Annotated in this window: 10 protein-coding genes; all 10 read left to right on the top strand. The window is 68.7% G+C overall.

Features of this window, described 5'->3' with window-relative positions:
• Positions 1-189: hypothetical protein (locus HOP12_00325; GenBank protein ID NOT32596.1), on the top strand; the 189-nt coding region annotated here is incomplete at its 5' end.
• Between the two features lie 31 nt (positions 190-220).
• Complete coding sequence (purD, locus tag HOP12_00320) at positions 221-1,525, top strand: phosphoribosylamine--glycine ligase (protein ID NOT32595.1); 1,305 nt, start codon at positions 221-223, stop codon at positions 1,523-1,525.
• A complete protein-coding gene (locus HOP12_00315) occupies positions 1,522-2,175 on the top strand; it encodes a threonylcarbamoyl-AMP synthase (GenBank protein ID NOT32594.1) in 654 nt (217 codons plus the stop codon). The genes purD and HOP12_00315 overlap by 4 nt, the downstream gene beginning before the upstream one ends.
• 32 nt (positions 2,176-2,207) lie before the next feature.
• Entirely contained in the window at positions 2,208-2,741 is a 534-nt protein-coding gene (locus HOP12_00310; protein ID NOT32593.1) for a low molecular weight protein arginine phosphatase, read from the top strand.
• Positions 2,742-2,768: 27 nt separating this feature from the next.
• Complete coding sequence (locus HOP12_00305) at positions 2,769-3,716, top strand: branched-chain amino acid transaminase (GenBank protein NOT32592.1); 948 nt, start codon at positions 2,769-2,771, stop codon at positions 3,714-3,716.
• A gap of 27 nt (positions 3,717-3,743) precedes the next feature.
• The gene (rpiB, locus tag HOP12_00300; GenBank protein NOT32591.1) at positions 3,744-4,202 is read left to right on the top strand and encodes a ribose 5-phosphate isomerase B; all 459 of its coding nucleotides are present in this window, start codon (positions 3,744-3,746) and stop codon (positions 4,200-4,202) included.
• 2 nt (positions 4,203-4,204) lie between these two features.
• Positions 4,205-5,458, top strand: a complete 1,254-nt coding sequence (locus tag HOP12_00295; GenBank protein NOT32590.1) for a serine hydroxymethyltransferase — start codon at positions 4,205-4,207, stop codon at positions 5,456-5,458.
• A 14-nt stretch (positions 5,459-5,472) separates the two neighbouring features.
• Positions 5,473-6,459, top strand: coding sequence for a MoxR family ATPase (locus HOP12_00290; GenBank protein ID NOT32589.1), 987 nt, complete (start codon positions 5,473-5,475; stop codon positions 6,457-6,459).
• On the top strand, positions 6,459-7,343 hold the full coding sequence (locus HOP12_00285) for a DUF58 domain-containing protein (GenBank protein NOT32588.1): 885 nt from the start codon (positions 6,459-6,461) through the stop codon (positions 7,341-7,343). Before HOP12_00290 ends, HOP12_00285 begins: the two co-directional genes overlap by 1 nt.
• Positions 7,340-7,932: hypothetical protein (locus tag HOP12_00280; protein ID NOT32587.1), on the top strand; the 593-nt coding region annotated here is incomplete at its 3' end. The genes HOP12_00285 and HOP12_00280, both read left to right, overlap by 4 nt.

The following is a 7,932-nucleotide window of genomic DNA, read 5'->3' as shown; positions in this document are numbered from 1 at the left end:
TACGCGCACGCGAGCGACGTCTTCGGCCTCAATGTCCATATGTCGTACGCGGCGTGGGGGCTCGCGGTCGTGCCGGTCGAATTCGCGATCGTCTTCGAAGTGGTGCACGAGGCGTCCGGAGACTCGCAGTGCGTGCACGCACGCACCGGCACTCCGATGCAGGTGTGGCGCGACGCCGTACGCTCTTGACCCTCCGATACCCCTCTGGCACCTTGCGTTCATGAGCGCGCGTGAACGCATCCTGGTGATCGGTGACGGAGGGCGCGAGCACGCGCTCGCCTGGCGCTTGAGTCGGGATCCCGAAACGGAGTGGCTCGGGGTGGCGCCGGGCAACGACGGCATGCGCGCGACGTTCGATTGCGTCGACGTCTCGCCCGTCGACCTGCCGGCTCAACTCGAACTGGCGCGTCGCGTCCGTGCCACCCTGGTGGTGGTGGGACCCGAGGCGCCACTTGCCGCCGGAGTGGTGGATGCGTTCGAGGGCGCCGGCATCACGTGCTATGGCCCCGGTCGCGAGGCGGCCCGGCTCGAATCGAGCAAGTGGTTCGCGAAACAGGTCATGCACGCGGCGGGAGTACCGACCGCGTCGGCCGAGTGCTGCCGCACCCTCGAGGCGGCGCGCGCGGCACTCGCGATGAGTCGGGGCCCGTGGGTGCTCAAGGCCGATGGCCTCGCGGCCGGCAAGGGCGTGTGCGTCACGTCGGAGGCCGCCGAGGCCGAGGCGTTCGCGCGGGCGTGTCTCGAGGATCAGCGATTCGGCGCCGCGGGCGCGTCGCTGCTGATCGAAACGTATCTGGTCGGGGAAGAGGTCTCGATGCTCGCGGTGTGCGATGGTGAGCGCTTCGTGCTGCTGCCGCCGGCGCGCGACTACAAGCGCGCGCACGATGGCGATCGCGGCCCGAATACCGGCGGCATGGGCGCCTATGCGCCGGCCTTGGCCCTCGACGCGGCGCTCGAGACCCGCATCGGTGCCGAGGTGGTGGCTCCGGTGCTGCGCGAGATGGCCGCGCGAGGGATGTCTTTCAAGGGCACGCTGTTCGTCGGCCTGATGCTCACGCAGGACGGACCGCAGGTGCTCGAGTTCAACGTGCGTTTCGGAGATCCGGAGACCGAGGCGCTGGTGCCGCTGATCGACGGCTCGCTCACCCGGCTGCTCGCCGGCGCTGCGCGCGGCAAACTCGATCGCACCGCGGTGACTCGCGCGCCGGGCGCAACGGTTTCGGTGGCGCTGTGCGCGGCCGGGTATCCCGAGGCGATCGGCGAGGGCGGAATCATCACCGGACTCGAGGCCATCGACTCACACCCGGAGTGCCAGGTGTTTCACGCCGGCACGCGACGCGTTGCGACCGGATGGGAAGTGCGAGGCGGTCGCGCGGCGCACGTCGTCGCGCGCGCATCGGACCTCGCCACGGCGCGTACCCGAGCGTATGCCGCGGTCGCAGCGCTCGGCGGGAGCGGCTGGCGGGTCCGTCACGACATCGCATCGCCGGATCCGGTCGCGGCCGGGATCGAGGGGCGCGCGTGAGCGTGCGGGTGCTGAAGGTCGACACCGAGCGCCCCGACGAAGCGGCGCTGCTCGAGGCGGCGGAGACGGTCCTGCGCGGCGGCGTCATCGCGTATCCGACCGACACGCTGTACGGGCTCGGTTGCTCGTTGTTCGATGTTTCGGGGGTGGAGCTGGTCGCCCGCCTCAAGCGACGCGACCCGACGCTGGCCGTGATCTCTCTGATTCCCGATCCCTCGCAGGTGTTCGGCCTCGCGGACGACGTCTCCGAAGTGGCGGAGCGCCTCATGGCTCGCTACTGGCCGGGGCCTCTGTCCATCATCTTCCGCGCGTCCGCGGTGGTGCCGGTGCGGGTGCGCGGTGCGGGAAGTACGGTCGCGTTGCGCGTCCCCAAGGACACGCTGTGCGAGCGCCTGCTGCAGCGCATCGGCGGACCCGTGGTTTCGAGCAGCGCGAACCTGACCGGGCAGAAGCCGGCCGAGACTGCCGACGAAGTTCTGCGCATCTTCGGCAATCAGATCGACCTGGTGCTGGACGGTGGTCCGCGGCGCGGACTCACGCCATCGACGCTGGTCGACGTGAGCGGTCAGAAGCCGCGCCTGCTGCGCCTCGGGGCACTCGATCCGCGCGCCGAGATGGGTGATTACATAGACGCGACCGCCGCGGATTGAGCTCTCGATCGAGCGCTCGAGAGCGCTTCGCGATGATTGACCGAGCCCGGATCGCAGCCTATTCTCTGCGCGCCATGACCCGTCCGGACCCCCTCTACCATGTGCTGTTCGTCTGCACCGGGAACACCTGCCGCAGCCCGATGGCGGTCGCGGCGCTGCGCCAGGCGCTGGGTTCCGACGCGGATCGGGTGGCGATTTCCTCCGCAGGGACTTCGGCGTGGGATGGACAACCGGCGGCACGATTCGCGATCGAAACCGCACAGCGCTCGGGTGCGGTGCTCGAGAATCACCGCTCGCGTCGGCTGACGCCGGAAATGGCCGGCGAGGCGGACCTGATCGTCGTGATGGAACCGGCGCATCGAGCCGCGCTCGCCACCCTCGGCATCGCGGATGATCGGGTGCACGTCTTGAGTGAGTGGCCGGAGCCGGGCGAGCCGACGCTCGAGATCTCGGATCCGTTCGGGCAATCCGCCGAAGCCTATGAAGAGTGCTGGCGGCGCATCGGCCGTCACGTCGAGCGCCTGGCGGTGGTGGTGCGCGAGGCGTGTCGCAGCCGATCCGCCTGACGTGTCGAACATCGCGCGAGGGGCATGATGGCGATCCAGAAGGTCGAGAAGATCTGGATGAGCGGCAAGTGGGTCGCGTGGGACGACGCGCGCATCCACGTGCTCTCGCACGTCGCCCACTACGCGTCGAGCGTGTTCGAGGGGATCCGTGCCTACCAGAACCCGAGCGGGGTGGCGATCTTCCGGCTCGATGAGCATCTCGACCGGTTGCTGGCGTCTGCGAAGATCTATCGCATGGAGCTGCCGTTCGAGCGTGCGGTGCTCCACCAGACCTGCCTCGACGTGGTGGCGATCAACGATCTGCGGGACTGCTACCTGAGGCCGCTCGTTTACCGCGGGTACGAAAACCTCGGCGTCAACCCATTCGGCTCACCGGTCGAGGTTGCGATCGCGGCGTTCCCCTGGTCGGGTTATCTGGGCGAGGACGCGCTCGCGAAGGGCGTGGCCGTCAAGGTCAGTTCGTGGTGGCGCATCGCGCCGAACACGCTGCCCGCGATGGCAAAGGCGTCGGCGAACTACATGAACTCGCAGCTGATCAAGATGGAGGCGCTGACCGACGGCTACAGCGAGGGGATCGCGCTCGATACGCAGGGCTTCGTAAGCGAGGGCAGCGGACAGAACGTGTTCCTGGTCGCCGGCGGCGAGCTGATCACGCCACCGCTGACCAGCAGCGTGCTGGCCGGCATCACCCGTCAGACCGTGGTGACGCTTGCGCGCGAGCTGGGTATTCCGGTGCGCGAATCGGTGATCCCGCGCGAGATGCTCTACCTTGCGGACGAGTTGTTCTTCAGCGGCACTGCGGTCGAGATCTCGCCGATCACCTCGGTCGACCGCATCACGGTCGGCTCCGGCGCACGCGGCCCGGTGACCAAGCGACTCCAGGAGGCCTATTTCGGCATCCTGCGCGGCGAACTTCCGGATCGACACGGCTGGCTCACGGCGGTGCCCGCGGCGGCTGCCGCGCGCGCCCGCTAGTCGGCGCCGCTCCCCAAGGAGGGCAGGGTGCGGATTGCGATCGGCACGGATCACGCCGGATTCGAACTCAAGCAGCGGCTGGTCGCCGAGCTGCGTGCGCTCGGACACGAGGTGATCGACGAAGGCACTCATTCGACCGAGCCGGTCGACTACCCGGACTTTTGTTTCCCGGTCGGCGAGAAGGTGGCGCGCGGGGAAGTCGATTTCGGAATCGTGCTCGGCGGCAGCGGCATCGGCGAATCGATCGCGGCGAACAAGGTGGCCGGGGTGCGGGCCTCGGTGGTGACCAGCGACGAGACCGCGCGACTCACGCGGCTGCACAACGACTCGAACGTGATCGCGCTCGGCGCACGCACCAACGGCGGCCACGAGGGCCCCTCGCGCTGGGTGCGCATCTGGCTCGAGACCGCATTCGAGGGCGGCCGGCATGCACCGCGGCTCGAAAAGATCCGCCGCTACGAAGCGGCTCACGGGAGGACCCTCTGACCATGTCCGCGCTGCGCGATCAGGACCCCGCGATCTTCCAGGCGGTTGTGAACGAACGCGATCGGCAACACTCGACGCTCGAGCTGATCGCGTCCGAAAACTTCGCGAGTCCTGCGGTGCTCGAGGCGCTCGGGACCGAGATGAACAACAAGTACGCCGAGGGACTGCCTCGCAAGCGTTACTACGGCGGCTGCGAGTTCGTGGACGTCGCCGAGGAGCTGGCGATCGCGCGGCTGCGCACCCTGTTCGGCGCCGAACACGCGAACGTGCAGCCGCACTCGGGCGCGTCGGCGAACCTCGCCGCCTACCTCGCGGTCGCGAAGCCGGGTGACACGCTGCTCGGAATGAGTCTCGCGCACGGCGGACATCTGACCCACGGGCACCATGTCTCGGTCTCGGGCCAGTTGTTCAAGGCGATCCAGTACGGGGTCGATCCCGACACGGGTCGACTCGACTACGAGGGAATGGAACGACTGGCGCGCGAGCATCGGCCGCAGATCCTGGTCGCGGGAGCGAGCGCCTATCCGCGCGTGATCGACTTCGAGCGCTTCGGCCGGATCGCACGCGAGGTCGGCGCGAAACTGGTCGTCGACATGGCGCACATCGCCGGGCTGGTCGCGGCCGGACTTCACCCGAGTCCGATTCCGCACGCGGACGTCGTGACGAGCACCACGCACAAGACGCTGCGCGGGCCGCGCGGCGGAGTGATCCTGAGCAGCGGCGCGCACGCCGAGAAGGTCGACAAGTCGGTGTTCCCGGGACTGCAGGGCGGACCCCTCATGCACGTGATCGCGGCCAAGGCGGTGTGCTTCGGCGAGGCGCTCACCGAGCCGTTCCGCAGCTATCAGCAGCGCGTGGTGTCGAATGCGAAGGTGCTGGCGGAGACCCTGGTCGGGCATGGCTTCGAACTGGTCTCGGGCGGCACCGACAATCACCTCATGCTGCTCGATCTGCGCCGCCGCGGCCTGACCGGGAAGCTGGCCGAGGAAGCGCTGCACCATGCCAACATGACGGTGAACAAGAACGCGGTTCCGAACGATCCGCAGAAGCCCTGGGTCACGAGCGGGATCCGACTCGGAACTCCCGCACTCACCACCCGCGGCTTCGGCGCCGATGAGATGCGGCGCATCGGCGGGTGGATTGCGAAGGTCCTGGAGCGCCCGGACGATCACTCGCACGCACGCACGGTCGGCACCGAGGTGCTGGAGCTGAGCGGGCGCTATCCGTTGTTCGCGTGGGAGACCGCGCTCAAGTAGATCAGGAGGGATCCATGACGACGGACGGCAAGGACGGCGCCAAACGCATCGAGCGCGCAGCGCAGATTCTGGGACGGGTGCGAACCGAGGTCGCGCGTGCGGTGGTCGGCCAGCACGCCATGGTCGATCGATTGCTGGTCGGGCTGCTGACCGGCGGCCACGTGCTGCTCGAGGGGGTGCCGGGTCTCGCGAAAACGCTCGCGGTCCGCAGCCTCTCGGATGCGCTTTCGCTTCGCTTCCGTCGCATCCAGTTCACGCCCGACCTGCTGCCGGCCGACCTGACCGGGACCATGATCTTCAATCCGAAGGAAGGCACCTTCTCGGCCAAACGCGGCCCGGTGTTCGCGAATCTGGTGCTCGCCGACGAAATCAATCGCGCTCCCGCAAAGGTGCAGGCCGCGCTGCTCGAAGCGATGCAGGAACAGCAGGTGACGCTCGGCGATGAAACCCTGCCGCTCGAGGATCCGTTCCTGGTGCTCGCGACCCAGAATCCGATCGAGCAGGAGGGCACCTACCCGCTTCCCGAGGCGCAGAGCGATCGCTTCATGATGAAGGTCAAGGTCGGTTACCCGACGCGCGCCGAGGAAAAGGAAATTCTGCGCCGCGTTGGGCTCTCCGAACCCGCGCGGCTCAAGCCCCAGGCGACGCGCGAGGAAGTCATGGAGGCGCGGCTCGCCCTCGACAGCGTCTACGTCGACGACAAGATTCAGGACTACGTCCTCGACATCGTGGGCGCCACTCGACGCCCGCGTGACCACGGACTGCCGCTCGAGAACCTCATCGCGCATGGCGCCTCGCCGCGCGCCACGCTGTTCCTGGTGCGCGGGGCGCAGGCGCTCGCGGTGATCGAGGGGCGGCCCTACGTGCTGCCGGAGGACGTCAAGGCGATCGCGCCCGACGTGCTGCGTCACCGCATTCACGTCTCGTACGAAGCCGAGGCCGAGGGAGTCGACGGGGAGGAGCTGGCGCGGCGGGTGCTGGAGAAGGTGCGCGTGCCCTGATGTCGACCGCGGAACTGCTTCGCAAAGTCCGCCGGCTCGAGATTCGCAGCCGCCATCTGGTCGAAGACCTGTTCGCCGGCCAGTCGAAGAGCGTCTTCCAGGGGCGCGGCGTCGAGTTCGAGGAAGTGCGCCCGTACCTGCCCGGCGACGAGGTGCGAGACATCGACTGGAACGTCACCGCCCGCCTCGGCGCGCCCTACGTCAAGCGCTTCGTCGAGGAACGCGAACTCACGGTGATGCTCGCGGTCGACATCTCACGCTCGATGCGATTCGGTACCGTCGGCGTCGAGAAGCGCGAGCTCGCAGCCGAGCTGTGCGCGGTGCTCGGGTTCGCCGCCCTTCGCAATGACGACCGCGTGGGACTGGTGCTGTCCGACTCCCGCGTGACTCACCTGGTGCCCGCGGTGCGGGGGCGTCGTCACCTGTTGCGCATCCTGCGCGACGTGCTGGAGGCCGATTCGGTCGCGAAAGAGACGCGACTCGGTGAGGTCGCGCGATTCCTCTCGCGCACGCTGAATCGCCACAGCGTGGTGTTCTGGATCTCGGATTTCGATCCGGCGCCCGAGTCCACCGCGCTGCGAAGCCTCGGGCGGCGCCACGATCTCACCGCACTCGCGCTGCGTGATCCGCGCGACGAGGTCCTGCCGGCGGCGGGCTGGCTCGAACTCGAGGATCTCGAGAGCGGCGAGCGTGCGCTGGTGAACAGCTCGAGCGCCCGGGTGCGCGAGCAGTATCAGCGCGACGCGCGTGCACGCTGGGCGCGCGCCGAGTCCGCCCTGAAGGAGGCGCGCTGTCCGATGCTCGAGATCCGGACCGATCGCTCGTATCTGCCGGTGCTGATGCGTTACTTCGCGACCCGGCGCCGCGGCAGGAGGAGCGCGTGAGTCTGCGCCGGAGCGTCGGCCTCGCAGTGCTCGCCATGGCGCTGACGTGCCGAGCGGCTGCGGCGGCGGCCCCCGAGTTGCGCGCGCGCGTGACGCTGTCGCCGACTCGCGCCTCGATCGGGCAGCTCGTGACCTACCGCGGCAGTGTGGTGCACCCGCGTGGTGCCCGCGTCAGGTGGCAGGCACCCGAGAATCGCGAGTCCCTGACCTGGGGAGCGCCGCGCTCCGGAGTGATCTCGAGTTCAGCGGTACGACCGGGTGCGGCTGCCGGCGGTGTCTCGACGCTGGATACCGCGTGGATCGAAGTCACGCTCCAGGCCTTCGAACTTGGAGAAGTACGTCTCGCGGGACTCGAGTTCGACTACGCGAGTGGCGACGCGAAAGAGGTGCGTCACGAACGGCTGCCGCTTCTCACGCTGGTGGTGCTGCCGACGGTCCCGGCCGACAGCACGGAACGGCTCGCCGATGTACACGCGCCGATCGCGGCGCCCTGGTGGGAGCGGGTGCCGTGGGGCTGGATCGTCGGGATCGTGGTGGTGGCGGTCCTCGCAGTGCTGATCTGGAAGCGGCTCGCGCGCAAACTTGACCC

The sequence above is a fragment of the Candidatus Eisenbacteria bacterium genome (assembly GCA_013140805.1).
In the GTDB taxonomy this organism is placed as follows: Bacteria; Eisenbacteria; RBG-16-71-46; order RBG-16-71-46; family RBG-16-71-46; genus JABFRW01.
The sequence above is the reverse complement of the archived record's forward strand: the minus strand, read 5'-3'. Positions and strand labels throughout refer to the sequence as shown.